Origin of the sequence: Zhengella mangrovi (genome assembly GCF_002727065.1) — a bacterium.
Taxonomy (GTDB): Bacteria; Pseudomonadota; Alphaproteobacteria; order Rhizobiales; family Rhizobiaceae; genus Zhengella; species Zhengella mangrovi.
This window is the reverse complement of record NZ_PDVP01000007.1, coordinates 159,227-184,086: the sequence shown is the minus strand read 5'-3', so window position 1 is coordinate 184,086 and position 24,860 is coordinate 159,227. Positions and strand designations below refer to the sequence as shown.

General features: G+C 67.6%; 21 protein-coding genes. 6 read left to right on the top strand and 15 right to left on the bottom strand.

The genetic code is table 11. The annotated features are described in order from the left end of the window. Positions 1-75: 75 nt before the first annotated feature. A complete protein-coding gene (locus CSC94_RS13490) occupies positions 76-909 on the bottom strand; it encodes a shikimate dehydrogenase family protein (RefSeq protein WP_099306870.1) in 834 nt (277 codons plus the stop codon). Between the two features lie 15 nt (positions 910-924). After that, positions 925-2,679 (bottom strand): FAD-dependent oxidoreductase, encoded by a 1,755-nt coding sequence (locus CSC94_RS13485; protein WP_099306913.1) that lies wholly within the window; start codon positions 2,677-2,679, stop codon positions 925-927. A gap of 216 nt (positions 2,680-2,895) precedes the next feature. On the opposite strand from CSC94_RS13485, the gene CSC94_RS13480 reads away from it, so the two are divergent. From CSC94_RS13480 to CSC94_RS13460, 5 genes are read left to right on the top strand one after another with little or no spacing between them, the layout of a single operon-like run. Next, positions 2,896-3,972 (top strand): Gfo/Idh/MocA family protein, encoded by a 1,077-nt coding sequence (locus CSC94_RS13480; RefSeq protein ID WP_165784431.1) that lies wholly within the window; start codon positions 2,896-2,898, stop codon positions 3,970-3,972. Beyond that, a complete protein-coding gene (locus CSC94_RS13475; protein ID WP_099306868.1) occupies positions 3,969-4,784 on the top strand; it encodes an IclR family transcriptional regulator in 816 nt (271 codons plus the stop codon). The genes CSC94_RS13480 and CSC94_RS13475 overlap by 4 nt, the downstream gene beginning before the upstream one ends. Further along, positions 4,781-6,550, top strand: coding sequence for an FAD-dependent oxidoreductase (locus CSC94_RS13470; protein WP_099306867.1), 1,770 nt, complete (start codon positions 4,781-4,783; stop codon positions 6,548-6,550). Before CSC94_RS13475 ends, CSC94_RS13470 begins: the two co-directional genes overlap by 4 nt. Next, a complete protein-coding gene (locus CSC94_RS13465) occupies positions 6,522-7,139 on the top strand; it encodes an NIPSNAP family protein (protein ID WP_099306866.1) in 618 nt (205 codons plus the stop codon). The genes CSC94_RS13470 and CSC94_RS13465 overlap by 29 nt, the downstream gene beginning before the upstream one ends. Positions 7,140-7,146: 7 nt before the next feature. Further along, complete coding sequence (locus CSC94_RS13460; RefSeq protein WP_099306865.1) at positions 7,147-7,953, top strand: sugar phosphate isomerase/epimerase family protein; 807 nt, start codon at positions 7,147-7,149, stop codon at positions 7,951-7,953. A 16-nt stretch (positions 7,954-7,969) separates the two neighbouring features. On the opposite strand, the gene CSC94_RS13455 is transcribed toward CSC94_RS13460, so the two are convergent. The 6 genes from CSC94_RS13455 to CSC94_RS13430 form a co-directional block, all read right to left on the bottom strand. Continuing rightward, positions 7,970-8,407 carry a chemotaxis protein CheW gene (locus CSC94_RS13455; RefSeq protein ID WP_099306864.1) on the bottom strand — a complete coding sequence of 146 codons (438 nt, stop codon included), beginning with the start codon at positions 8,405-8,407 and terminating at the stop codon, positions 7,970-7,972. A gap of 44 nt (positions 8,408-8,451) precedes the next feature. Next, complete coding sequence (locus CSC94_RS13450; protein WP_165784430.1) at positions 8,452-10,407, bottom strand: methyl-accepting chemotaxis protein; 1,956 nt, start codon at positions 10,405-10,407, stop codon at positions 8,452-8,454. 365 nt (positions 10,408-10,772) lie between these two features. After that, on the bottom strand, positions 10,773-12,362 hold the full coding sequence (locus CSC94_RS13445) for a pilus assembly protein (RefSeq protein WP_099306862.1): 1,590 nt from the start codon (positions 12,360-12,362) through the stop codon (positions 10,773-10,775). Positions 12,363-12,631: 269 nt separating this feature from the next. Beyond that, on the bottom strand, positions 12,632-13,540 hold the full coding sequence (locus CSC94_RS13440) for an AEC family transporter (RefSeq protein WP_099306861.1): 909 nt from the start codon (positions 13,538-13,540) through the stop codon (positions 12,632-12,634). Between the two features lie 81 nt (positions 13,541-13,621). Further along, positions 13,622-14,788, bottom strand: coding sequence for a M24 family metallopeptidase (locus CSC94_RS13435; RefSeq protein ID WP_099306860.1), 1,167 nt, complete (start codon positions 14,786-14,788; stop codon positions 13,622-13,624). Positions 14,789-14,966: 178 nt separating this feature from the next. Next, positions 14,967-16,607: an FMN-binding glutamate synthase family protein gene (locus CSC94_RS13430; RefSeq protein ID WP_099306859.1), complete on the bottom strand. Its 1,641-nt coding sequence runs from the start codon at positions 16,605-16,607 to the stop codon at positions 14,967-14,969. 135 nt (positions 16,608-16,742) lie between these two features. Between CSC94_RS13430 and CSC94_RS13425 the strand changes: the two genes are divergently transcribed. Beyond that, positions 16,743-18,443, top strand: coding sequence for a tetratricopeptide repeat-containing sulfotransferase family protein (locus CSC94_RS13425; protein WP_099306858.1), 1,701 nt, complete (start codon positions 16,743-16,745; stop codon positions 18,441-18,443). A 7-nt stretch (positions 18,444-18,450) separates the two neighbouring features. On the opposite strand, the gene CSC94_RS13420 is transcribed toward CSC94_RS13425, so the two are convergent. From CSC94_RS13420 to CSC94_RS13390, 7 genes are read right to left on the bottom strand one after another with little or no spacing between them, the layout of a single operon-like run. After that, complete coding sequence (locus tag CSC94_RS13420; protein ID WP_099306857.1) at positions 18,451-18,843, bottom strand: carboxymuconolactone decarboxylase family protein; 393 nt, start codon at positions 18,841-18,843, stop codon at positions 18,451-18,453. Between the two features lie 60 nt (positions 18,844-18,903). Continuing rightward, a complete protein-coding gene (locus tag CSC94_RS13415; protein ID WP_099306856.1) occupies positions 18,904-20,409 on the bottom strand; it encodes an aldehyde dehydrogenase (NADP(+)) in 1,506 nt (501 codons plus the stop codon). A gap of 25 nt (positions 20,410-20,434) precedes the next feature. Then, complete coding sequence (locus tag CSC94_RS13410; protein WP_099306855.1) at positions 20,435-21,331, bottom strand: SMP-30/gluconolactonase/LRE family protein; 897 nt, start codon at positions 21,329-21,331, stop codon at positions 20,435-20,437. Between the two features lie 25 nt (positions 21,332-21,356). Then, a complete protein-coding gene (locus CSC94_RS13405; RefSeq protein ID WP_099306854.1) occupies positions 21,357-22,274 on the bottom strand; it encodes a dihydrodipicolinate synthase family protein in 918 nt (305 codons plus the stop codon). Positions 22,275-22,322: 48 nt separating this feature from the next. Beyond that, on the bottom strand, positions 22,323-22,925 hold the full coding sequence (locus tag CSC94_RS13400; protein ID WP_165784429.1) for a 2-dehydro-3-deoxy-6-phosphogalactonate aldolase: 603 nt from the start codon (positions 22,923-22,925) through the stop codon (positions 22,323-22,325). After that, complete coding sequence (locus CSC94_RS13395) at positions 22,925-23,857, bottom strand: 2-dehydro-3-deoxygalactonokinase (RefSeq protein WP_099306852.1); 933 nt, start codon at positions 23,855-23,857, stop codon at positions 22,925-22,927. Before CSC94_RS13395 ends, CSC94_RS13400 begins: the two co-directional genes overlap by 1 nt. Positions 23,858-23,861: 4 nt before the next feature. After that, positions 23,862-24,824, bottom strand: coding sequence for a Gfo/Idh/MocA family protein (locus CSC94_RS13390; RefSeq protein WP_205853307.1), 963 nt, complete (start codon positions 24,822-24,824; stop codon positions 23,862-23,864). Positions 24,825-24,860: the final 36 nt, after the last annotated feature.

Sequence of the window (24,860 nt, the reverse complement as noted above, 5' to 3'; positions counted from 1 at the left end):
CGCGATCACACCTCTATGATTGCGGAGACGGATCGTTTGCGGCAAGTGCCGACCTGCATTTGTCTTTTATCCACGTCATGCCACTGCCCCTTCTGCCGCCTGCAGCGCCGCGCCGGCCGTACCGAGCAGCGTGTCGACCAGCAGTTCGGCCTGCGCCTCGAACATGGCGGTTCCCGGCATGAATCCGCAGCCTTTCGTTCCGGCAATCTGCAGCCAGGGCGAAATGGCCGGCTTGGTGATGACGCAGCCGCAGAATTGCTCCGCGACCAGCTTGTTCGCCTCCACGGGCAGCGGATCGCCTTCGCGCATGCCCATGGGCGTGGCATTGCCGATGAAATCGAAACCGGCCGGGTCGGCGCTTCCGGCGCTCACCTTGCCGGCAAACCGCTCGGAAAGCCGCGCGATGACCCGGTCGCGCCGTGTCGCGTCGGCATCGTGAATGGCGAGATGCGCGGCCCCGCGCGCCAGGATTTCATAAGCGATCGCCGAACCCGCGCCGCCACAGCCCACCAGCAGGGCGCGCTTGCCGGCGAGATCGAAGCCCCGTGCCGCGACGCCGTCGGCAAAGCCCATGCCGTCGGTGTTGTCGCCGTGCCAGGTCCCGTCGGCAAGCCGGCGCATCACGTTGACCGAGCCGGCGAACCGCGCGCGCTCCGTGACGCTATCGCACTGCCCCAGCGCCGCGAACTTGTGCGGCACGGTGATGACCAGGCCGTCGATGTTCTGCGTCTTTTTCAGCGCGCGAACGTAGAGGTCGAAGTCCGCGACCGGCACCTGGGCCGGAATGACGACGGCATTGACGTCACGCGCCTGCAGGATATCGCTGAGAAGCCCCGGCGACTTCACCTGCGCGATCGGATCGCCGACAATCGGGAAGATGCGGGTGGCGCCGTCGAGCGTGATCGTCATCGCCTCGCCCTCCTCTCAGGCCGCCGCATGGGCGCTGCCGCCCCCGGCCGATTGCGCCCGCGCGCGGGCATGGCGCGCGGCCAGATAGCCGAACGTCATTCCCGGCCCGATGGTGATGCCCGGTCCCGGGTAGACGCCGCCCATGATCGACTGCATGTCATTGCCGCAGGCATAGAGCCCGTCGATCGGACGGCCCTCGCCATCCAGCACCCGCGCATTGGTATCGCAGGACAGGCCGGTCGCCGCGCCGATGTCGCCCGGCTCCAGCCGCACAGCGTAGAAGGGTGCGGTCCGGACCGGCCCCAGCGTCGGGTTCGGCACATGCGTCGCATCACCGTTGCCGCGCTCGTAGACCGTCTCGCCGCGATGGAAATCCTCGTCCTTGCCGGTTTCGGCGAACCGGTTCATGCGGGCCGCGGTTTCCTCCAGTCCGGCAGCATCGATCCCGAGCTTGCCCGCCAGTTCGCCCAGCGTCGCGCCCTGCACCAGGTAGCCGTCATCGAGATAGGGCTGCAGCCCCTTGCCGCCCGGACGCACCATGCCAAGACCGTATTTCGCCAGCGTCCCGGCGTCGGCCACCAGGAACACCGGCATGTGGCTGCCATCCCGGTTGGCCGCGTACATGGCCAGCGTGAACTCATGGTAGGACCGGCTCTCGTTGGTGAAGCGCCGCCCGTCACGGCCGACCGCTAAGGTACCCGGCTTGGACCGGTCGAGGACGAAATGCGGGAACACGGCCGTCGTGCCATCGGGGCGCTTGCGCACCGAGCACGGCGCCCAGTAGACGTTCGAGGCCGCGCCCGTACCGTAAACCGCGCCCTTCGCCAGAGCCAGGTCGTGCAGGGCGCCCGTATGGCCCGGCGCGGACGGGCTGTTGGCCGCGAGCGGTGCCGGCAGCATTTCGCCACGCCGCGTCGGATGACGCGTGAAGCCGCCACTCGCCAGGATGACCCCACCGGCCACCGTGACGGACCGCTCCAGGCCATTCTGACGCAGCGTGACGCCGGTCACCGCGTGCTCCGGACCATTGAACGCCGTGACGTCCGTCTCGGTCGCGATGGTCACGCCGTGGCGGCGCGCCGCCGCCAGCAACTGCCCGATCAGCGCGTTGCCCATCACCAGCCGCGTGCCGCGCCCGTGACGTGCCTTCTGGACGTAGTAGGAACCGATCAGCCGCATGGAATAGGCCAGCGATTTCAGCGAACTCGTCATCTTCAGGAGATGCGCGATGTCATCGCGGTCGACCAGGAGGCCACCGAGGATCGTGAATTCGGGAATGGTCGGACGGATCAGCTGCAGGTCGTCGCCGAGAATGCTCGCATCGAACGGCAGCGGCTCCAGCGCGCGCCCGAAGGACGTCGATCCTTCGACCTCATGCAGGTAGTCGGGATGGAAGGGCCGCGCGCGGAAATGGACGCCGGCGCGATCCTCCAGCGTGTCGATCGCCGCGGGACCGGCCTCCAGGAAGGCATCGCGCATGGCAGAGGGTGACCGGTTGCCGACGACGCGGTTCAGGAACCCGCGCGCCTTCTCGAGACTGTCGTCCGCCCCGATGGCCTCCGCGTGGCGCGTGTTGGGGATCCAGGCCGTGGCCGCCGAGTAGGCCGACGTACCGCCGACATGTTCCGTCCGCTCGACAAGTAGGACCCGCGCACCGTCAACGGCAGCGAACACCGCGGCTGCCATGCCGGCAGCCCCCGCCCCGAGCACGGCGACATCGAAGGCCGCACCATCGGGAAGATCGGCAAGAGTACGATTGGCCGGGGTCATGACCCGATCCATTCGCTCACATGTCCGATGCTGTGCATGGCGTGACGGCGCAATCGCCCCTCCCAAGGCTTGCGGCTGCATTTCAGCCTGTCCAGAATGGATATCAAAAACTGGAAAGCCTTTCAACAACGAAAATTCTTTCCCAAATTTGGAAAATGCTGGTATGCGTGGATGGAATCCGCCGAGCCAGGCAGCGGAATTCGGGAGGAGACGATCGTGGCAGACAGGACAATCGCCGTTGTCGGCGCCGGCATCATCGGGCGTACGCATCTCGACGCGATCGCGGCGGCCGAGGGCTTCACCATATCCGGTATCGTCGAGCCGGGACCGAACGGCCAGGAGGTCGCGGCCAGGTATGGGACCCGCCTCTACGCCGGCTTCGACGCCATGCTGGACGAGCGCCCGGATGGCGTCGTCATCGCGACACCGAACGAAAGCCATGTCGACTTGGCCGTGCGTACTGTCGAGGCCGGCATCCCGGCCATCGTGGAAAAGCCGGTCGCGACGACGGTTGCCGAGGCGCGCCGCCTGCTGGCGGCGATGACCGCGGCGGGCGTGCCGGTCATGACCGGCCACCACCGCCGCTTCAACCCGATCATCCTGAAGGCCCGTGACCTGGTTGCAAGCGCGCGCTTCGGACACCTGGTCCAGGGCTCGGTTCTGTGCTCGCTGCGCAAGGAAGACGCCTACTTCGACGTGGAATGGCGCCGCACGCCCGGTGTCGGCGGACCGCTGCTGATCAACATGATCCACGAGATCGACCTGCTGCGCTTCCTTTTCGGCGAGATCGAGACCGTCACCGGCATCACCTCGAACCGCGAACGCGGCCTGGAGGTGGAGGATACCGCCGGGGCCATCCTGACCTTCCGCGATGGCGGCGTCGTCACGCTCAGCGTTTCCGATGCGGCCTGCGGCCCCTGGGCCTGGGACATCTCCGCGGGAGAAAACCTCGCCCGCTTCCCCGCCCACAAGGTGCAGTCGCATTTCTTCGCCGGATCGGCGGCCGGTCTGTCCCTGCCCGATCTCGCGGTCTGGACCCATCCGGGCGAGAAGACCTGGTACGACGAGATGCAGTCGGCCAGGGAAACGGTCACCGCCGCCGATTCCTACATCGCCCAGGTCAGGCATTTCGGCGACGTGATCGCCGGCACCGCTGAGCCACGGTGTTCCGCGCTGGACGGCGCCCGCAATCTTGCCGTCATCGATGCCATCAAGGCGTCCTCCGCATCCGGCATGCGCCTGCGCTTCGATGCCGACGGTCTTGCCACCCGGCCGGTGGAGGCCATGGCATGAGCGGTGTTCTGGAACGGTCCCTTGCCATTATCGAGCTGCTCGCGCGCAATCCTGCCGGCTTGACGGTCAGCGCGATTTCCGCCGATCTCGACCTGCCGGTCAGCGCCGCCCATCGCCTGCTCAACGAGCTGGCGAAATTCGGCTACGTGCGCCAGGTCCGCTCGCAGGGCGAATACACGCTGACGATCAAGCTGGCGGCCCTCGGCCTCGGCTTTCTTGGCCAGTTGGGCGTCACCGACATTGCCCAGCCGATCCTCGACCGGCTCGCCCGCCAGTCGGGCGAACTGATCCGTCTGTCCGTCGTCGATGGTCGGAACCTCGTCTGGGTGGGTGTGTCGCAGGGGGCCACCGGCGGCCTTCGCTACGATCCCAACGCCGAGCAGGGCCAGGTCGTCCACCTTGCCTGCAGTGCCGGTGGTCATGCCTGGCTGTCCGCGGTCAGCGACGAGGAAGCGCTGCAGATGGTCGCCGAACAGGGGCTTGTCCCGCCCTTCGAACCGGGTCCGACCGCACCGCGCACGATTTCCGAACTGCTGGAACGGCTCGCCGAGGACCGCGCGCGCGGCTATTCCGTCGCCGTCGATTCCTACACCGTCGGCATGGCCGCCATGGCGGTTCCCATCCGCCACCCGGACGACGGCCACGTGATCGGATGCCTGTCCATTGCCGGCCCCGCCGTGCGTGTCACACCCGACTACATGGCCCGCATGGCGCCCGCCCTCCAGGAGGCCGCCGACGAGATCGCGCTTGCCACCCGCGCCTCGCACTTCTTCGAAGCCACGCAGCAGGCCGCGGCAGGCAGGGCGCGATGAGCCCTGCCCCGGCACGCCGGATCGATTGCGACGTGCTCGTCGCCGGATCGGGTGCCGGCGGGCTCGCCAGTGCCGTGGCTGCTGCCTTTCACGGGCTCTCGGTCATCGTCGCCGAAAAGGAACCGGCCTTCGGCGGCACGACGGCCTGGTCCGGCGGCTGGCTGTGGATCCCGCGCAATCCGCTCGCGCGCCGCGCCGGCATCGAGGAAGGCGAGGACGAACCGCTGGCCTACCTGGCGAGCGAACTGGGCAACCGGATCTCGGACCCGCGCATCCCCGCCTTTCTCGCCAACGGCCCCGGGATGGTGTCCTTTTTCGAGGAGCACACGGCCGTCGAATGGATCGACGGCAACCGCATCCCGGATTTCCACGATACGCCGGGCAGCGCGAAGGGCGGCCGCTCCATCTGCGCCCGCGCCTATGACGGACGCGCCCTCGGCCCCGACATCGCACGCCTGAAACCGCCGCTCGATCTCGTCAGCCTTGCCGGCATGGGCATTTCCGCCGGCGCCGACATGGCCCATTTCTTCAACGCCACCCGCGATCCGCGCTCGGCGGCCCACGTCATGAAGCGGCTCCTGCGCCACGGCCGCGATCTCGCCCTCCACGGCCGCGCCATGCAGCTCGTCAACGGCAACGCGCTGATCGCGCGGCTGATGCGAAGCGCGCTCGATCTCGGCGTCACGCTGATGGAAAACACCCCGGTCACGGCGCTCCACCGCGACGGCGGCCGCGTCACCGGGGCCCGCATCGAGCGAGACGGCACGCCCGTCGATGTCACGGCCCGCAAGGGCGTCGTGCTCGCCACCGGCGGCTTCCCGCACGACCGCGACCGCATTGCCGCGCTCTTCGATCATGCCCCCGATGGCACCGGCCATCATTCCGCCGCCCCGGCGTCCAACACGGGCGACGGGATCCGCCTCGGCGAGACAGGCGGCGGCCATGTCACCGGAGACTACGCCAATCCCGGCGCCTGGTGCCCGGTCTCGCTGGTGCCGCTGAAGGATGGCGGCCAGGCCCGCTTCCCGCACCTGGTGGAGCGCGCCAAGCCCGGCGTCATCGCCGTCACGCCCGATGGCCGCCGCTTCGTCAACGAGGCCGACAGCTACCACGATTTCATGAAGGCGCTCTTTGCCGCCACCCCTTCCGGCGCCAGGCCGGAATGCTGGCTCATTGCCGACCACCGCGCGCAGCGGCGCTTCGGCCTCGGCTGGGCAAAGCCCTTTCCGTTCCCGCTGCGCCCCTACGAGGCCTGCGGCTACCTGAAATCCGGCCGCACGCTGGCGGACCTCGCCGCCGCCTGCGGCCTTCCCGCGGACGCCCTGGCCGAAACGGTCGCCCGCTTCAATGGCCATGCCGCGGCCGGCGAAGACCCGGAATTCGGACGCGGCCGCTCGCCCTACAACCGCATCCAGGGCGATGCCACCCATGGCCCGAACCCGGCGCTAGGCCCCCTGGACAAAGGCCCGTTCCATGCCGTGCGCCTGGTGCCGGGCAGCCTCGGCACGTTCGCCGGCCTCGAAACGGATGCCCTTGCCCGCGTTCTCGACGGAGACAACCGCCCGGTTCCCGGCCTCTACGCTGCCGGCAACGACATGGCATCCATCTTCGGCGGCAACTATCCCTCCGGCGGCATCACGCTCGGTCCCGCCATGACATTCGGCTACATCGCCGCGCGCCACATGGCCGGCCTGCCGGTCGCCGGCGCCGCCACCCCCGACCAGACGGAGAGAAACAATGAAATTCTACGAACTCGCCACGCTTGACACCGTGATCTTCGGCGGCCCCAGGGCCGCGCCCGCCATCGAGGCCTTCACCGCCGCCCCGGACGCCAGGGGCCGTCTGCTGGGCGCCTGGGGCAACGATATCGGCGCGCTGAACAAGGTGATCCTGCTGCGCGGCTTCGACAGCCATGAAGACCTGCTGGCCGAGCGCGAGCGCGTGTTGCGCTCGTCCAACCCCTTCGGCTGCGCAGATCTGCTGACCGGCATGAGCCTCGACAGTTACCGGCCGCTCGATTTCCTCCCGCCGGTCGAGACCGGCAGCTTCGGCCCGGTCTACGAGATCCGCAGCTACACCATGAAGGTCAACGGCCTGATGCCGACGATGGAAAAATGGGAAGCGGCCATCCCGGAGCGCCTTGCCTATTCGAAGATGACCGTCGCCATGTATTCGCTCGACGGCGCGCCGCGCCTCACCCAGATCTGGCCCTATGCGTCCCTGGAGGACCGGGCGAAGGCGCGGGCGCAGTCCGTCGCCGACGGCAAGTGGCCGCCGAAGGGCGGGCCGGACTGGCTGACCACGGACATGACTTCGACCGTCGCCATGCCGCTGGCGATCTCCCCGCTCAAGTGAGGACGTGATGCCCCACCGCTATTCCATGGCCTATCTCACCGGCAACGGGGCCGATCCCGTCGCCGCCGTCAGGCTCGCCGCCGCCTGCGGCTATGACATGGTGAGTTTCCGCCTGCTGCCGGCCGCCGACGAACCGCTGGCCGACCTGATGGGCGACGACCGGCTCGTCGCGGAGGTGAAGGCGGCCATGGCCGATACCGGCGTCACCATGGCCGACGCCGAGATGATCCGCCTGAAGCCGGACACCGATCTCGCCCGCTTCGATCCCTTCCTCGACCGCATCGCGCTGCTGGGCGCGAAACACATCCTCGTCGCGGTCGACGATGCCGACGAGGCGCGCGCCACCGACGCCTACGGCAATCTGTGCCGGCGGGTCGAGCCCTACGGCTTCAGCGCCGATCTGGAATTCATGCCGTGGACCGGCGTCAAGGATATCCGCTCCGCCCGCCGCATGGTGGAGGCCGCGGCCAGCCCCTCTGCCGCCATCCTGTTCGACACCCTGCACTTCGACCGCTCGTCCTCCACGCTGGAGGATCTCGCCGCCCTGCCCGCCTCGATGATGAACTACGTCCAGTTCTGCGACGGACTGGTGCCCTACGATCCGTCGGATGCCGGCATGATCCACATCGCCCGCCAGGCCCGGCTCGCGCCGGGCGACGGCGGCATCGACTTCGCCCCCATCGTCGCCCGCCTGCCGGAGGGCATCACGATCAGCGTCGAGGTGCCGAACCGGCCCCAGGCCGATGCCATGGGACGCGAGAACTTCATCCGCATGGTGCTGGACAAGACGAAAGCCGTCGCCGGCGACGCCTGACCGGGGTCGCGCCCGCTCAGGCCGCCAGCGCCTGCGACCCGCCGACGAGACCGGCCAGGTCGAGGTGGGTGATGAGGTGGGTGTCGAACACGAGGATCGAGGACAGCGACGGATCGATGGGGCCGTCGCAGGTCGCCGGCACCGGCTTGATGTTCGCTTCGTCCACGGTCAGCATGTCGGTCACGTCCTGCACCAGCAGGCCGGTCATCTTGCCCTGGCATTCCGTGACGATGATGACCGCCCCTTCGGCGCCCGGCGCCGCATCGGTCAGGCCGAGCCGCCGGCCGACATCGATGACGGGGATCACCTGCCCGCGCAGCTCGATGATCCCGATGACGTGCCGGGGCGCATGCGCGAGCGGTGAAATCGCCATCCTGCCGCGGATTTCGCGGACGTTCTTCACGTTGACACTGAACAGTTCCCGGCCAAGCCGGAACGTGATGACGTTGAGCATGGAAGTCTCCTGTCAGGCTTGAGAAAGAAGCGCGGGAGGGGCGATCAGAACTCCTCCCAGCCCTCCTCTTTCAGGGCGGTGTTTCCGACAATGCGCGGCGCGGCGCGGCGCGCAGGCTCGCGGACCGGTTCGGCCTTGCGTTCGCCGCCAGCGCGCCTCGTCTCTCCGCCAAGACGGAACTGCCCGATCATCTGCGACAGCGCATCGACCTCGCCGGCCAGGCTGTGGCTGGCGGCCGTCGCCTCTTCGGCCATCGACGCGTTCTGCTGCGTGTTGGTGTCGATATCGGCGATCGCCCGGTTGATCTCGTTGAGCGACAGCGCCTGTTCCTTCACCGCCGTGACGATGGACGAGACGTTGGCATCCACGTTGCGGACTTCCGAAACGATGGTTTCCAGCGTGCGCCCGGTTTCCCCGACAAGATCGGCACCCGTGGTCACCAGCTCGTTGGAATTGGCGATCAGCGTCTTGATCTCCTTGGCCTGTGCGGCCGAGCGCTGGGCGAGTTCACGCACTTCCTGGGCGACCACCGAGAAGCCCTTGCCCGCCTCGCCGGCGCGCGCCGCCTCCACGCTGGCATTCAGGGCCAGCAGGTTGGTCTGGAAGGCGACCTCGTCGATGATCGCGATGATGTTGCTGATGCTGCGCGACGCCGATTCGATGTCGCCCATTGCCGCCACCGCCTTGCGGACCACTTCGCCGGCTTTCTCGGCCGCCTGGCCGGTATGGCGGACGATGCGTCCGGCCTGCTCGGCGTTCTCGGCCGCCGAGGAGACCGATTTCGTCACCTGCTCGATGGCCGCCGCCGTCTGTTCGACCGCCGATGCCTGGCGCTCGGTGCGCTGCGACAGGTTGTCGGAGGCGGCGAGCAGTTCGCGCGAGGCACCGTTGATCATGTGGCCATTGGCGGCAACGGCCTGGAGCGCGGTGTGCAGCTTCGCGACCGAGTGGTTGAAGTCATGCCGCAACCCTTCGAAGTCTGGGTGGAAATCCACGTCGATTGTCGAGGTCAGGTCGCCGTCGGCCAGCGTGCGCAGGGCATCGCCAAGCTTCTCGATCGCGTCCGTCGTCGCCTTGGCCTGCGCCAGCACCTGGGCGTCGGCCTGCTGGCGGATACGGGCGTTTTCCTCGCGCTCCGCGGCGATCTGCTGCTGGCGTTCCAGGTTGTCGGCCGAGGCGTCCTTGAACACGCGGACCGAACGGGCCAGCGAGCCGATCTCGTCGCTGCGGTCAAGGAACGGCACCTCGCCTTCCTCGCTGCCGGCAGCCAGGTGGCTCGTATAGGTCGAAATCCGGTCGAGCGGGCGGATGACGCGTCGGAACATGCCGAAGATCAGCCCGCACAGGACCAGCAGCGTCGCGGTCACGACCGCCACTTCAAGGAGAAGGATCCAGTCCATCTCGGCAGCCACGTCGGCCTGGATCTGCTTCTCCGCTTTCGCCGCGTTGGCGACGATTTCCTCGACGACGGCGCGATGGGCCTCGAAAGCCGCCGAGATGCGGTCCAGCGATGCCTTGATGGTGCTGGCGTCCTTGGGCCCAGGCGCCATCAGCATCGGGAACAGCGTGCCTTCCGCTTCCGTCCAGAACGGCTCCAGCGCGTCCGGCGATTCATTGAGAAGATGGCCCTTGATATGCGGATCGATCGACGATTGCCGCCAGAAATCGATCCGCTGCAGATACTCCGCCTTGTGCTCCTTGAATTCCGTCAGGTTCGCGGCGGCCGTTTCCGGCTCGGCCGCGGCGGCGAGCACGTGGATATAGGCCTCGATCACGTAGGACGGCGGCGGCAGGACATCCGCGACGAGATCCTTGTTCTCGACGATCCGCTTGAAATCATTGCTGCCGATCTGCGTTTGGCTTTCCGCATACCGCCCTATTCCGACCAGCGATGCGATCGCGGCGAAGATGACGAGCGACGCCAGGATGGCGCTCATGCGGATGGTCAGGAAACGACCCAGCGCCGAACCGGCACCGGGCTTCTGCTTGGACTGGGACATGGAAAAAACCGAACGTGCATCTGCGAAACGGAAGAGCATGCCAGGGCGCTGGCGGCTGGTGATGCGTCATGCGCGCGACAGATGCAGTCGCGACCAGCAGGATCTCGGTAGCAGGAAATTGTAAAAGGCAGGTTATAAATTAGTTACATTTAAATTGAACCGGGCCTCCGGGGTCGATTTTCTGACCGTCCGGTCAGGAGCCGCCCCTGGGACTTGTGCCGGGCCATCCGCCTGAGGGTCTTTCCCGGCTGGCCCGGCTGCCCTGCGGATGGTGCCGTTGAGGGCAAAAAAGAACCGCGGGGACGGACCCCGCGGTTCTTCATTCCGGATGCGGGCGCGATCCCGCTTTGGCGGCTGCCAGCCGGTCAGGACGCCAGGCGAACGGTCACCAGCTTGTCCTTGATCTCCCTGAAGATCGATTCCAACTGGTCGTGGTTCGGGCTGTCGAAGAAATGGTCGTTGCCGCTGGCGCAGCTCTGCAGCAGCGTCCCGGTCGCCATGTTCGGCTCTTCCAGCCGGATCGTGAAGATCTCGACGCCGTCATTCTTCGCATTCGTGCAGGCCGTCAGCGTCTGCGCGTTCATTGCCAGCGTGGTGGCGTCGACCGTTCCCGACACCTTGGGGCCGAGCCGGTTGTCGTCCAGGTAGCCGGTGCTGGTGTAACCGGACTTGAGGTCGTTGTTCAGCACGCCGTAGGAGTTGGTTCCGTCCGTCAGGACGATCATGATTTTGCGGGACCCGTGGTTGGAGGCGGACCCCTCGCTGAACGGCTCCCGGTCGGACAGGGTCCGCCAGCCCCACAGGACGCCCTCGGTGATGTTGGTCGAGCCGTTTGCCTTCAGCACGCTGACCTTGCTCTTCACCTTGTTGAGATCGCTTGTCAGCGGCAGCAGCGGCTCGGTCTCGCAACCGTATCCCGGTCCCTTCGGATCGGACTCGTTGGAGTAGAAGATCGACGGCGAGGGATCGAGGTTCACCGCGAGCAGCGGATCCTTGACCCATTGGCCGCCCACCTTGATGACGCCATAACGCGCCATCCTCGTCGTGACGGAGTCCAGCAAGGTCACCGGCGACTTGATGTAGTTGTTGGGATACTTCGGGAACCCGTTCGGCCAGGTATCGTCCGGCTCGTCGATGGCGAACGTCGGAACGAACAGCGAATCCTTGTCGCTCGAAATGGCTTCGGCGTCGGTCAGCGCATAGTCGTTGCTCTTGGTGTCCAGCCGCGTCTCCACGCAACCGGGCCATTTGAAGCCAAGCGCCTCATAGAGTTCGAAACGGCTCAACCCGGACGGAAGGTCCACCTGCGGATAGTCGAGCTTGCCCTTGGTATCGAGCCAGTCGGCGCCCGTTCCGTTGACGACCTTGCCGTTCTTGTCGAACTGGGGCCCGTACTGTGGCCCGACGTTGACAAAGGTGGCATAGGGCACCACGCCGACCTTGAGGGCGCTCTTGTTGGTCACCTGGACCGACAGCGCATCGATCAGCGTGTTGACCGCGGCCTTCATGGCGGCGAGCTTGGCGCCCTCCATGGAACCGGTCGTGTCGAGCACGAGCGAAAGCTCGTATTGCGCCGGGGCATACTCGGCCACCGACTGGCCGACGATCTTCCAGGTCTCGTTGCCCATGATCGTGCCGAAGGCCAGCTTCTTTTCCGTGGTCGCCGAAACCGCCACCGAGTAGCCGGTCCGGTTGACCGCGACGCTCTTGATGTCTCCGGTGAAATTCGACCGGACATATTCGTCCGCGATCTTGTAGGCCATGTCGTTGGAGAGCTTGATGCCCTCGCGCGCCACGGCCAGGGAGGCGGAGTCGAGCGCGTTCTGCAATTTGGCCTTTTCAGCCGTGATGTCGCTGTACTCGACGCCCAGCCCGACCGCGAAAACGAGAGGGACCGCTGCAACGGCTGCAACGAGAGAAAAGTTGCCCGAACGATCCTGGAGAAATTTCTTCATGCTTGCCCGCTCCTCGCAGTTCTGCGACTTGGCGGGATGCTAGTCAAAATAAATCTCTATTTTCTAAATTAGGTGATTAGATTTTTTATCACCTTGAAATTCAAGGCGGAAACGCCCGCCACCGTGGGGCATTCGGGTGGCGGGCGTTGTTCACACAAGCACAAGTGCGAGGAGCTTATGCAACGCATACAAATATACTAAACGACCTGACGTTGCGTCAACCGATCGATTGAACGTGCTTTCAAGAAAGCATCACCGATCGCCTGGCTTCAGGAAGGCACCAGCAGCATGAGCATCAGGGGAATCGTCACGAAGGCCAGCAGCGTCTGCGCCGTCACCAGGCCGGCCATGAACGCGCCATCGCCGTTGAGCTGGCGGGTCAGCACGTAGGCCGTCGGCGCCGTCGGAATGGCGGAGAAGACGATGAGGACCACGGCCTCGACGCCGTCGAGCGAAAAGGCGGACGCCGTGGCCGCGGCCAGCAACGGCATGGCCAGCAGCCGCAGGACGCTGTTTCCGGCCAGCGACGGCAGGTCGCGCGACAGCGTTTCCGGCTTCAGCGCGGCACCGACGCACAGCAGACCGAGCGGCAGGCTGGCCTGCGCGACGAGGTGCAGGAAGCGCCCGATGCCAAAGGGCAGCCCGACGCCCGTGAACGCCAGCACGATGCCCGCCATGCAGGCCAGGATCAGCGGATTGCGCAGGATCGTCCGCAGCAGCAGTCCCGGCGCCCGTGTCGCTTCCGCGTCCGTCAGCGCCAGGATGGACAGCAGATTGACCAGCGGAACCGCCACCGCGAGATAGACCGCCGCCCGGCCCACCCCGTCCTGTCCCGCCAGGCTGACCGTGATCGCCAGCCCGAGATAGGTGTTGAACCGGATGACGCCCTGCAGCGCCGGGCCGAACCGCGCCGCCGGCACCGGGCGCAACCGGCGCAGCACCGCCAGCACCGCCGCGACAAGGCAGATCAGGGCCACCGCCGCCCCGCCGAGCCGCAGGATGGCCGGATCGCGCACCGGCGCGTCCACCAGGCTGGAGACCAGCAGCGCCGGGAACAGGAGGAAATAGTTGAGGCGTTCGGCCGCCGGCCAGAAACCGGGATCGGGAAAGCCGCGCCGCGCCAGCCAGAAGCCGAGGCAGATCAGCGCGAACAGCGGCCAGATCGTGAAAAACAGCAACGCGGAACACCTCGACGCAGGAACCAGTCCACTCTCTAGCATCGCGGACAGGCCGGCATCCAGTGCCCGGCCGTCCTCGCCTCAGTCGCCCAGCACCGGCAGGTCTGCCGGGCCGCGTGGCGACAGCAGCCTTGCCCCCTCGGCGCCAAGGACGAACACCTCTTCCTGCACCAGGATGCGGCCCGCCGACACCTCCACGCCGGGCTCCAGCGTCAGCACCATGTTCTCGTGCAGAACCGTCTCGTCCCAAGGCAGCAGCGACGGCCATTCCGTCAGCGAAATCCCGAGCCCGTGCCCGAGGCGCCCGCCGAGCGGCGTCATGCCGCGCCGCTCGATCCCCTCGGCCAGAAGCCGATGCGCATCGCAGGCGCGCATCCCCGGGCGAAGCGCGGCCAGCGCATCGCTTGTCGCCCCGTAGAGCACACCGTGGGCGCGCCGAACGCCGTCGCTCGCGCGCCCGATCGCGAAATTGCGGTCGAAATCGCAGTAATAGCCATTGCGCACCGCCCCCGTGTCGAGCAGCAGCACGTCGCCGGTCTCGAGCGGCCTTGTCTCTGCCGGCGAGATCACGTCGCCATAGCCGCCCGGCCCGGCCCGTGTCGCGAGATAGGCAACCCAGTCGGCCCCCTCCTCGAGCGCCGCGACCTGGAAGTCTCGTGCAACGGCGTCCAGCGGCTTCCCCGCCACGGCGATCGCCGGCATCCGGTCGAACGCCCGGCCTGCTACGGCGCAGACCTGCGCGATCTGCTCGATCTCGGCCGCCGACTTGATCTCGCGCACCCGCTGCACGGTGTCCGTGCCGTCGCGGATCCGGCGCGGCGCGATCCGCTCGATCACGGCGAAATAACCTGAAAGCGGCATCCGCAGCCAGGTTTCCCTGCCCATGGGAACGGCCAGCACGCCGCCTTCCGGCACCATGGCGCAAATGCTGTCGCTGAGCAGGCTCAGCCCGTCGTCGTGCGGATGCGGCGCGTCCCAGGTCCGGATCTCGCCGGCCCAGGTCCGCCGCATCAGGTCATGGCCGATGGCCGGGATGACCGCAACGGGATCGCCCGTGGCCGGAACGAGGACGAACCACGGCCGCGTCGGGCTGTCCCAGAAGCGGGTCAGGAAACCGGTCACGTAGAAGATGTCCGCCGGCATGGTCAGCAGCAGCGCGTCCTGGCCGCGGGCCGCCATCGCCGCCTGCAGGCGGTCCACCCGGGCCTGGTGCTCGGCGGCGTCGAAGACGGGAAAGCGCTCAGTCATCCGCGCCCCGACACGCCACGAGCACAGGCAGGGCAACGCGTGGCCCGGCAGCACGCCGGCCGGCCGGTGCAGGCGTCAATGGCATCGGGCGGCCCCTGCGGTCGCTGGCACGGTCTTCCTCGTCCTCGCTATATAAGCAAGTGACGTTCTCGCACAGGTTCAGCCGCCCCGCCAGCCGTCAGGCGGCCGGATCTTCCTGCGCTGCGCTCTTGCTTGCCCGTGCTTCCACCAGGTCGACCGCCGGGCGGAAGCTTTCCGCGCGGGCCGCCGCCCACCAGTGCGCGTAGATCGTCTCGTCGGGCGCGTCGAGCAGGATGCCCTTGGGCAGGAACGTGTGCACCCGGTCCATCGGCACTGCCTTTTCGGGCCCCACCCGGTGCATCAGGTGGTGCGGTTCCAGGTCGCGCGGATGCTTGAAACCGGCCGCGGCCACGATCTCGGCCAGCGCTTCCAGCGTCTTGCCATGGAACCGCGCTGCCCGTTCGCCCTGCACCTGCGGGATCAGGCCGCGCTGGCGCCAGGCGTCCTGCGTGGTCACCCCGGTCGGGCAGGTGCCGAGATGGCAGCGTTGCGCCTGGATGCAGCCGATGGAGAACATGAAGGCGCGCGCCGCGTTACACCAGTCGGCCCCCTGCGCGATGTTGCGCGCCAGTCCCATGCCCGAATAGACCTTGCCGCTGGCCGCCAGCCGCACCTCGTCTTTCAGCCCGGCGCCCACCAGCGCGTTGCGCATCAAAACGAGACCTTCCGAGAGCGGCATGCCGACCCAGTCCGAAAGCTCCAGCGGCGCGGCACCGGTGCCGCCCTCGCCGCCGTCGACGACGATGAAATCCGGCCGGATGCCCGTCTGCAACATCGCCTTGACGATGGCGAACGGCTCGTGCGGCTGGCCGATGCAAAGTTTCAGTCCCACCGGCTTGCCGCCGGACAGGTCGCGCATGCGGGCGGCGAATTCCAGCATTTCCACCGGCGTGGAAAAGGCCGAATGGCCCCGCGGCGACAGCACGTCCTGGCCTTCCGGAACATTGCGGATGCGCGCGATCTCGGCCGTCACCTTGGCGCCGGGCAGCAGGCCGCCGTGGCCCGGCTTGGCACCCTGGCTGAGCTTGATCTCGGTCATCTTCACGGCGTCATGGGCTGCCGTGTCGCGAAACATTTCCGGATCGAACCGGCCATCCTTGGTCCGTGCGCCGAAATAGCCCGACCCCAGTTCCCAGACCAGGTCTCCGCCATGGGCCAGGTGATGGTCGCTGAGACCGCCCTCGCCGGTGTCGTGGTAGAAGCCGCCGAGCTTCGCACCGAGGTTCAGAGCCTTGACGGCGTTGGCCGACAGCGAGCCGAAGCTCATCGCGGAAATGTTGAGCAGCGAGGCCGAATAGGGCCTGGACGACTGGCTGTTGCCCACGGTGACGCGCGGATGCGTGTCCGGGTCCGGCTCGGGTGCGATGGAATGGCCGACCCAGTGATAGGTGTCGGATTCCAGGTCCCGCTCGGTGCCGAACGGATGCGTGTCGGTCTCGCCCCGCGCCCGGGCGTGCACCAGGTTGCGCGCCTCGAATGAATAGGGCGTTCCGTGCAGGTCGTCCTCGACGATATAGGCGCGCAGATAGGGGCGCAGGTCGTAGAACAGCCAGCGGATCCGCCCGGCGACCGGATAGTTGCGGGTGATCGTCCAGCTCTGCTGGAACCAGTCGTACAGGCCGAGAGCGACGACGGCCAGCGCGACGGCCGCGAGCACGATCCACCCGTTCAGGAAGGCGGCCGCGGCAATGATCGCGGCGAGAATTGGCAGGGAAGCGCGTTTGAGGATATCGGGCATGAAAAGGATCCGTTTTGAAAAGAATGTGTCTGGATCGGCATCAGGCAAGCCTGCCGGGCGTCACTCCCGCTTCGGACAAGGTTCACGCATCATCATCGGTTCCCGATTCCAGTCCAGGCGAATCGAAGGGGAAGGATGACCGTTCAGTTCCGATCCGTCGACCAGGCGCTGAAGAAGGCTGCCGCGCTGGCCAGGAAGGGCGACCGCCCGGGCGCCGAAATGCTCTATGCCGCGGTCCTGCAGCGCTACCCTGACAACCGCCGCGCCGCCGACGGCCTGGAGGCCCTGTCCCGAAACCCCGGCGGGGGGCGGAAAGGCCCGCCGCTCGACCGCGCGAAAGCCGAGCCCGTGGTGTCGCTGTTGTGGCAGGGCCGATACACCGAGGCCTTGAGACAGGCGCAGGCCCTTGCCGAGCACCATCCCGGCGTCGCCCTGCTGCACACCATCGCCGGCGCATGCCTCGCCGCCATGGGGCGCCCGCGAGAGGCGCTGGAAGCCCATCGGCGCGCACTCGCGCTGGCACCCGGCCAGGCCTCCCATCACAACAATATCGGCGATGCGCTGAACAGGCTCGGCCGGCATGACGAGGCGATCGCCAGCCTGAACGAGGCGCTGGAGATGCAACCGGATTACCCGGAAGCGCTCAACAATCTCGGCAACGCGCTGAATGGCCTCGACCGGCCGGCAGAGGCCATCACCCCGCTCGAATCCGCCCTGGCGTCGAAGCCGGGTTATCCGGAGGCGCTCAACAATCTCGGCATCGCGCTCGCCGCGCTCGGCCGGCGGGAAGAAGCCGTTGCCCGCTACGAACAGGCGCTCGAAAACCGGCCCGGCTATGCCGAGGCCTGGCGCAACCTGTCGGTCTCGAAGCGCTTCCGCGACGGCGACCCGCAGATCGCGGCAATGCAACAGGCACACGCCGCCGCCCGTTCGGAAGGCGACCGCCTGCACCTCGGCTTCGCGCTCGGCAAGGCCCTGGACGAGACCGGGCAGGCCGAAGGCGCCTTCGCCTGTTTCAGCGAAGCCAACGCCATCGCCCGCAAGGCAGCGCCGGACATCATGGCCAGGCAGGAAACGCTCTTTGCGCGGATCCGGGCGGTCTTCGAACAGGCCCCGCCCCGCCCCCTGGACGCCCCGCCGGCCTGCCCCCGCCCGGTCTTCGTTCTCGGCATGCCACGCTCCGGCACGTCGCTGGTGGAGCAGATTCTCGCGAGCCACCCGCAGGTCTGCGGCGCCGGCGAACTGCAGGCCCTGCGTCGCGCCGTCGCCCCTGCCCTCGAAGCCGGCCGCATCGACGAAACGATCCTGGGCGCCGTGCGCACAAGCTATTTGGAGAGCCTCGCGGGTCTTCAGGCCGCCCGGCCCGTGATCATCGACAAGATGCCGCTGAATTTCCGCTGGATCGGTTTTGCCGCCGCCGCCCTGCCCGAAGCGGTCTTCATCCACACCAGACGCGATCCCGTGGCCGTCGGCTGGTCGCTGTTCCGGACCTTCTTCCCGGCGCGCGGCCTGGAATTCACCTGCAGCCTCCAGGACATTGCCGCCTACACGAGGCTGCATGATGACCTGATGGTCTTCTGGCAGACGCACCTGCCCGGCCGCATCCACGTGCTGGATTACGAGCGGCTGACCCGCAACCAGGAAGAGGAAACGCGCCGGCTCGTCGCTCTCGCCGGCCTGCCCTGGGACGATGCCTGCCTGCGCTTCCATGAAACCGAACGCGTCGTGCGCACGGCAAGCGCGGCCCAGGTCCGCCAGCCGCTCTACCAGGGCAGTTCCGAGGCATGGCGCCGCTATGAGAAATGGCTGAGTCCGCTGATCGAGGGGCTGGCCTGACCGGCCTTCAGAGCTGGCCGGCCTCTTCCAGCACCTTGCGCGCCACGCGGAAGCATTCCAGCGCCTGCGGCACACCGCAATAGATCCCGACGACATGCACGATGGCGCGAATCTCTTCCTTGCTGACACCGTTGGTCAGCGCGCCGCGGCAATGGATTTCCCACTCGTGCATCTTGCCAAGCGCACCGAGCATGGCGAGGTTCATCATCGAGCGTGTCTTCGCAGGGATGACGTCGTCGCCCCAGCCAAAACCCCAGCACCACGCCGTCATCGCCTCCTGGAACGGCCGCGTGAAATCGTCCGCCGCCGCCAGGTTCTTCTCGACATACTCTGCCCCGAGCGTGCCCTTGCGTTGTTCCAGGCCTTTGACGAACAGGTCCTCGTCGAACAGCGATGCCATCACGTCCCCTCCCGGTTGAAAACGGCCCGGCGGGAAATTCCGCCGGACCGGCAATGAACCTTACTTAAGGTCGCCCGGCAACAGGGCGTCGGGGATGTTCTGGTAGCTGACCGGGCGCAGGAAGCGGCGGATCGACAGGGTGCCGACGGAGGTGGCGCCGAAATTGGTCGATGCCGGGTAAGGCCCGCCATGCACCATGGCGTCGCAGACTTCCACGCCGGTCGGGAAGCCGTTGGCCAGGATACGGCCGGCCTTGCGCTCCAGCACCGGCATGATCGCCTGGCCGGTCGCCGTGTCGCCGTCGTCCATGTGGATCGTGCAGGTCAGCTGGCCGTGCAGCGAGCGGGCGATCTTGACCATCTCGTCCACGTCGGCGACGCGCACGATCAGGCCGAGCGGGCCGAAGACTTCCTCGCCGAGCACCTCGTTTTCCAGCCATTCCTTGCCCGTCGTGGCGAACAGATAGGGCGTGGCATTGCGCAGGTCGCACATGCTGGTGAGAACCTCCTGCACGCCGGCCGTCCCGGCGACGCGGTCGCGGCCGGCACGATAGGCCGCCGCGATGCCGTCGGTGAGCATCGTCTGCGCGCCGATCGGCTCCAACGCGGCGGTCGCCGCCTCGATATAGGCGTCGGCATCTGGCCCGTCGATGACGACGGAAATGCCCGGATTGGTGCAGAACTGCCCGGCGCCCATGGTCAGCGAACCGGCCCAGCCCTTGGCGATCTCGCCGCCACGCGCTTTCAGCGCCTCAGGCAGCAGGAACATCGGGTTGACGGAGCCCAGTTCGCCGAAGAAGGGGATCGGCTCGGGCCGCTGGGCACACAGGTCGAACAGCGCCCGCCCGCCGCCGAGCGAACCGGTGAAGCCGACCGCCTTGATCAGCGGATGCTGCACAAGCGCCTGGCCGACGTCGCGCTTTCCCCCCTGGATGAGCGAGAAAACGCCCGGATGCAGACCGCAGGACCTGATCGCCGCGTCGATGGCCTGGGCGACGATCTCGCCCGTGCCCGGATGCGCCGAGTGCCCCTTGACGACGACGGGACAGCCGGCCGCAAGGGCCGCGGCCGTGTCGCCGCCGGCCGTCGAGAAGGCCAGCGGGAAGTTGGAAGCGCCGAAGACGGCCACCGGGCCGATCGGCCGCTGGACCAGCTTGATGTCGGGCCGCGGCAGCGGCTGGCGGTCCGGCAGTGCCTCGTCGTGGCGCCGGTCGAGATAGTCGCCCTTCAGGATGTGGCTGGCGAACAGCCGCAGCTGGCCGGTCGTGCGGCCCCGCTCGCCCTGCAACCGGGCTTCCGGCAGGCCGGTCTCCTGGGTGCCGATCTCGGTGATCGCCTCGCCGCGCGCCTCGATCTCCTCGGCGATCGCGTTGAGGAAGGCGGCGCGCTCCTCGCGCGTCGAGTAGCCATAGGACCAGAAGGCCTCCTCGGCGGCCTTCGCCGCCCGGTCGACCAGCTCCGGCGTGCCGACGGCGAAGTCGTGCGCGGGGCCGTGCGCCGGCTCCGACTTGAACGTGGTTTCTGTGGCGACCCAGTCGCCGGCAACGAGATGTTTGCCTGTCAGCATATGAAATGATCCCTGTCTTTGCGTGTCACGCATCGAGGCGGAAGTCGGCATCCGCCATGCCATGGAAATGTCCGTCGACGAGATAGCTGTACCCTGCTCCCGGGTCGGCGGCGCGCTTGGCCTCCGAATACCCCTGCCAGGCCGTGGTCACAAGCATCCGGTCGAGATTGCCCCCGACAAAACACGGACAGCTGGTCTGCCCGGCCGGCACTTCGAACGTGTTGACCAGCGTTCCGTCGGGCGCGAAGCCTGAAACCGAGCCGCCGCCCCAGGCCGCGTTCCAGAGCACGCCGTCGGCATCGGTCACCGAACCGTCGAACCAGCCGCCGAGCGGCAGGTCGCCGCCCGACAGGAACAGGTCCGGCTCGCCTCTCGGCAGGCCGGTGGCCGGGTCCACGGCCACGCGCCAGATCTTGTTGGCCCCGGTATCGGCGAAATGCCCGACGGTTCCGTCCGGCGAGAAGCAGATCGAGTTGGGAATGGAAATCCCGTCCCAGAGCGTCCGCACCGTCTTGCCGTCCGACCAGTAGATCGCGCCGGCGGCCCGTTCCGACGTCTTGCTCATCGTGCCGATCCACAGCCGCCCGGACGGATGGACGCGCCCGTCGTTGGAGCGGTTCGCCGGCTTGTCCGCCTCCAGCCCGACCAGCAGGTCGAGACCGCCGCCCAGGCGGTCGCGCACGTAGATCCCGTCTTCCATCGCCAGCATCTGACGGTCATCATCGATGCGCGCGATGACAGACGCCATGCGTGGCAGGACATGGCTGACCGTCTCGCCGCAGGCAAAGCGGTGTTCATGCAGCCGACAGCCGGTGATGTCGAACCAGTAGGCCGTGTCGCGGGCCCGGTCGTAGTGAGGCCCCTCGCCCAGTTCCGAGCAGTCCGAAGCCAGCCGGACGATATTGGCCTTGGCGATGGTCATGGCGTTCCTCCTCGAAAGCCGCCGTTCACTTGCCCCAGGAAAGCGCGAGGACGTCGAGATCCCGCGCCAGAGACAAGAGCCGCTCGCGTGTGCGCGCCGACATCGGCTTGAGCGGATGGCGCACGTGATCTGACCCGATGACGCCGCCTTCCTTCATCACCACCTTGGTGGCCCTCAGGCCGCACTGCCGGTTCTCGTGGTTGATCAGCGGCAGGCAGCGCGTCCAGTGGTCGAGCGCTGCCGCGAGGTTGCCGGCGCGATGCTCGGTGACGATCGGCTTGATCTTTTCCGGGAACATGGCCGAGGTCATCGTGCCAGTGCAGCCGGCATCGAGGTCGGCCAGCAGCGTCACCGCCTCCTCGCCGTCGAACGGCCCGACGATGTGCTCGCCGCCCGCATCGATCAGCGCCGCCAGCTTGTCGGCGGCAAACGGCACCTCGATCTTGAAATAGGACACGTTTTCCAGTTCGCGCGCCATGCGGACTAGCAGGTCGACGGGAAGCGGCGCGCCGGAAAGCGGCGCATCCTGCACCATGATCGGAATGGAGATGGCGTCGCTGACGGCCTTGAAGTGCTCGAAGATGCCCTGTGCCGCGGGCACCAGGCCAACGCCGTGATAGGGCGGCATCATCATTACCATCGAAGCGCCCAGGGCCTGGGCCTCCCGTGCCCTCGCCGTCACGATCCCGGTGGCGAAATGGCTGATCGTCACGATCACCGGAACCCGCCCCGCGGCGTGTTCCAGGCAAAGCCGTGTCAGCATCGCCCGTTCCTCGTCGGACAGCAGGAACTGCTCGGAGTAATTGGCCAGGATGCAGATCGCATCGACGCCCTGGTCGATCATGCAGTCGATCACGCGCTTCATGCCCTCGCCGTCGACGCGGCCATCGTCATGGAACGGCGTCGGGGCAACCGGCAGGATGCCGGAAAGCGGAGTTTTCATGCGTCAGGTCCTTTCAATGTTGTCCTTGACCCGGATCCGGAACGCCGCTCACCGCCGGGCACGGTCGTAGGCGGCGACCATCGCCCGTGCGCTGGCCGCAACCGTGTCCACAGTGTCGCCGGGCTTGTAGAGCGCCGTCCCGATGCCGAAGCCGGCGGCACCGGCATCGAACCAGTCTCCGAAATTGTCCGCCGATGCGCCACCGACGGCATAGACCTCGACGTCGGCCGGCAGCACCGCCTTGATCGCCTTGAGCCCGGCGGTTCCGGCCAGCGACGCCGGAAACAGCTTGATCGCCCGCGCGCCGGCACGGATGGCGGCGAAACATTCGCTCGGCGTGAACACGCCGGGCATGGAAACCATGCCGCGTTCCAGCGTGCGCGCGATGACCGCGGGATCGCAATTGGGAGACACCACGAGGCGCCCGCCCGCCTGCCCCACGGCATCGACGTCCCCCGGCGTCAGCACCGTTCCGGCGCCGATCAGCGCGGCGTCGCCGAAGGCGCCGGCCATTTGCCGGATGCTGTCGAGCGGCTCGGGCGAATTGAGCGGCACCTCGATCATCGAGAAACCGGCCTCGACCAGTGCTTCGCCGATGCCAAGGGCTTCGTCCGGCCGGATGCCGCGCAGGATGGCAACGAGCTTGCGCATCAGGTCTTTCCCCCGTTCATTCCGGCGCGGACGGCCGACAGGCCCGCCAGCGTCAGCGCTTCGCCGTCCTCGGGCACCGCATCGGCACCGGCAACGCGCAAGGCTTCCGCGTAACGTTCGACCAGCGGCCCGGCACCAACCACGTGCACCGTCTTGCCGGCCCAGTGCGGGCGCATGGCCGCGATCTCCGCCCCGACCAGCAGGCCGGACAGCCGCGACCGGCAGGCATCCGGCCCGGCGTCATCCAGGAGAGCGCCCGCGCGCACCGAGAACAGGGCAGCGGTCAGCATTTCCGGCGCCGCCAGCATGTCGGTGACAGCCTGGGCGAACGAAACGGCATCGTGGCCGCCGTCGCCAACCGTGTGGCGCAGCACCGAGCGCTCGGCCAGCAGCGCGAACATCTCGCCCGTCATGACCGTGGTGAAGGCACTGACCCGCCCCCCGGCCAGCCGCACCCACTTGCTGTGCGTGCCCGGCATGCAGACCACGCCGTCGTCGATGTTCCTCGCCGCCAGCAGTCCTGCAAGCTGGGTTTCCTCGCCCCGCATGACATCCGGCGGATCGTCCTGGCAGATACCCGGCACGATCGATACCGCGAGCCGCGTCTCGGCGGTTTCGACGGCGGTGAGGCTGCCTGGCGTCGCCGGCCGGCATGGCGCCTGCCGGTAGGCCGCTTCGTGCCAGCCCTGCCGCGCCCCGGCCATGCCGCAGACGATCACCGGAACCGGTTCCGTCCGCTCGCCGAGCCAGCGCGAGACGATACGCACCAGCACCGCTTCGTAGGCCTGTGGCCAGAGCGTCGACATGCCCTCGCGCGACGTGGCCCGGTCAAGCACCCCGCCCTGCGCATCCATGGCCCAGACGCGCAGCGAACTGGTGCCCCAGTCCACCGCGATCCAGTCAAGCCCGGCAAGTGATGGCGTCTCGCTCATGGCCCTACTCGATGAAGGGGTCCGTGACGATGCGGCGTCCAAGCAGGAAGGCATCGGCCACATGCGCCATCGGCGCCAGGTCCATGTCGATCTCGTGATCGCGCACCAGCGCCGCCATGCGGGCGTAGAGCCGCGCATATTCGCCGCCGAGCAGCGGGTTGCTGCCGTCCTCGGTCTCCACGAGCGCGGCCGATTCCGTCTGCTCTGTCCCGTCGATGGCAAGCTTTGCGCCGCCCTCCGATAGCACCAGCGAGCCGGCGTCGGTTTCAACCTCGATGGTCCAGATCTGCTCGCCTTGCTGGCGGAAATCCATGTCGGCCGTCACCGCCGCGCCGCCGGGGTGATAGAAGGTCACGCTGGCGGCGATCGGCGTGTCGCAGTTCTCCGGGAAATAGAGGTCGCCGCCGGTCAGGTGGATGGGAACCGGCAGGATCTCCGTGACGATCGACAGTGCATTGATGCCCGGATCGAAGACGCCGAGACCGCCGGCCTCCCAGATCCATTTCTGGCCCGGATGCCAGCGCCGCACGTCCTCCTTCCAGATGACCTTGAGGCTCTTCAGCCGCTTGTCCGCCAGCCACGCCTTGGCCGGCGCCACCATGGCGGCCTCGCGAGAGTGCCACGTCGCATAGATGGAGACGCCGGCGTCGCGCGCCATGGCTTCCAGGGCAAACCCTTCCGACAGCGAGGCGCCGGGCGGCTTCTCCAGCATCACGTTGCGGCCCGCGCGGATGGCCTGCGCGGCGTAGTCGAAACGGGGCACCGGCGGCAGGCAGAGCGACACCGTCTCGATATCCGGACGCGCCGCCAGCATCCCGGCGAAATCCCGGTAGCTCTCCACGCCCTCGACATGGCCTTCCCGCGAAACCGTGGCGGCAAGCTCCCAGTCGGGCGACGCTTCGATCATTGGCACGTGCTGGTCGCGGGCGATCTTGCCGATGCCGACCAGCGCGATCTTCATGCTCATTCGATCCTCTTTCCGTTGCCGTGACCGGCCCGCCGC